This window comes from bacterium (assembly GCA_024224155.1).
Lineage (GTDB): Bacteria > Acidobacteriota > Thermoanaerobaculia > Multivoradales > JAHEKO01 > CALZIK01.
In genome coordinates, this window is the sequence record JAAENP010000160.1 from 1 (window position 1) to 2320 (window position 2320).

The window sequence follows — 2320 nt, forward strand, 5'->3', positions numbered from 1 at the left end:
AGGCCCTGGCGGCGGAGCCGGACGCTGTGGAGTTCTTCGAGAGCCCGGTCGGTGCGATGTGGCTGCACCGGGTTTTCCTGGCCGTGCACTGGACGGTGGAGTTCCGAGGCGGCAGCGGGGCGCGCGGGGTCGGGGAGTTCCTCGGGCGGTCGGGCCTGGACGCCTTCATCGCCCCTTCGCACGGCGCGCAGCGGTCGGTCGCGGCGCGCGTGGAGAAGGAGATCGTGAGCTGTGGCAAGACCGAGCGCGAGCGGCTGGGTCCGCGGTCGAGGCCGCGACCGATCAGCGTGTGCCTGGACGGGACCTTCCACCCCGGGGTCTGCCTGGTGGGCATCGAGCCGGTCAGCGAGCTCATCCTGCTGGAGCGGTATTCGGAGAAGCGCGACGCCGACAGCTGGAACCTGGCCCTGAAGCCGGCGCTGGCGGACCTGCCGGTGACCGTGGTGCTGGCGGCCAGCGACGAGGGGTCGGGAGTGGTGGCCTGCGTGCGCCGGCATCTGGGCGCCCACCATTCCCCGGACCTGTTCCACGTCCAGCAGGAGGCCGGGCGCGCGTTCTGGAGCACGCTGGGGCGCCTCGAGGGCCAGTGCCAGAAGGCGAACGAGCGGGCGACCGAGGCGCGCGAGGCCTGCGCGAAGGCGCAGCGCGACTGGCAGGCCGCGGCGCGCGGGCCGGGGCGCCCCCCGGACTTCGCCAGGCGCCTCCAGGACGCGGAGCAGCAGCAGGCGGTCGCGGCACGGGAGCTCAAGCGCGCGCAGGGCCAGCGCCAGGAGGTCCGCGACGCGCTCGCGGGAATCGGCGACGACTGACACCCTTTCGATCTCGCCACCGGTCGCGAGCAGCCCGCGCCGACGGTGGCCGGGCTGCTGGACAAGCGGTTCGACGACCTCGGGTCCGTGGCGCGGGACGTCGGCCTGGGCGAGCGCGCGCTGGCCAGGGTCGCCAAGGCGCGCCGCGTGGTGCCACAGCTGCTCGCCACGCTGACCTTCTTCTTCCTCTGGGTGGCGACGACCGTGAAGGACCTGGCCTTGACGCCCGGGCAGGAGTCGGCCGTGCGCGAGCGGCTGATCCCCGGGCTGTACCTGCGCCAGGCCGCGCGCAAGGCACGCACGACCGAGGACCGGGTGGCGATCCGCGCCGTCGCCGAGGGCCTGCTCGGGCCGCTGCGGTCCGCCGACGGCCCCCTGGCCGGCCTGCCCGCCGAGCGGTTGCGGCAGATCGAGCAGGCCGCAGGCGACTGCGTCGGTCTTTTCCAGCGGTCCAGCTCCTGCGTGGAGGGACGAAACGGACACCTGGCGCTGTGGCACCATCGCCTGCACACGCTGCGCCCGCGCCGGCTCGAGGCGCTGACCGTCGTGCACAACCACGCCGCCGTGGGACCGGACGGGAAGACTCCGGCGGAACGGTTCTTCGGAGCGAAGCCGGATGACATCTTCGAATGGTTAGTGGACCACGTCCCACTTCCGCCACGCCCCGCGCGCAAGCGCCCGAGGCCATCCCCCCAGCCGGTTCTGGCAGCGGCATGAGGGTGTCTCAACCTTCATTTGAGAAACAGCGCGACCGAAACAGGAATTTGATGCCTAGAAACCCTGAGGGGACCCTGATAGAACGAAGACCAAGGCCATTCGAGCTTCATGTAAGCCTCCTGTTGATAGCACAATCTGCACTGGCTCATCATAAGGCCTTGATCTTCGTTTTACCATTTCGGGCAGTACAGCCTCCATCGGCACGTCGCGAGACCATCGCAAAGCTATTGGCCTCTAGTTGTTGGCTGTTGGCCTCAGCCGTACAATCCACCGACTCTTAGTTTGTTTTCCGAGGCCTATAGGCTTTCAGAAAAAGATCTTGGCTTCGTCCCTGCCCAGGGAACACAAGGTCGCGAATCCTCGGCCCGCGTGGGCAACTTGTCGCGCGCGCTACGAGGAGGCCGCAAGCCCAACGCAGCGACAAGTTGCCCACCCTACGGCAGGTCCGTTGGCGGGACCGGCCCAAAAACAGTTTCTGAAAAGCTATAGGCAGCTCTTTATTTTGCCGGGCAAAGCGGGATCCCAAGGGCATGGGCGCATGCCGAGCCGCCTTTCCCCTCCCGCCCAAGCTCGAATCCACGCCGGAGCCTGGTGGCGCTGACGTCGCACCGACTTCTGCCCAAGGCCGGCGAACGGTTGCTCGCCGCGATACCGCCCACGCACGGCTACGCTGCTCTCAACGCCCGCAACCGCAATCGCCACCGGAATCGGGTTCGCATGCACAGTCGGATAACGAAACGCTCTGAGCGGGCGAAAACAGCCCGGCCTCGGGGAACTCCCGCCTCAGATGATCG

At 68.6% G+C, this 2320-nt stretch carries 2 protein-coding genes; both read left to right on the top strand.

Annotation, left to right across the window (positions count from 1 at the left end):
• Positions 1 to 26 precede the first annotated feature (26 nt).
• Entirely contained in the window at positions 27 to 809 is a 783-nt protein-coding gene (locus GY769_09895; GenBank protein ID MCP4202235.1) for a hypothetical protein, read from the top strand.
• Between the two features lie 45 nt (positions 810 to 854).
• Positions 855 to 1526, top strand: a complete 672-nt coding sequence (locus GY769_09900; GenBank protein MCP4202236.1) for a hypothetical protein — start codon at positions 855 to 857, stop codon at positions 1524 to 1526.
• Positions 1527 to 2320 lie beyond the last annotated feature (794 nt).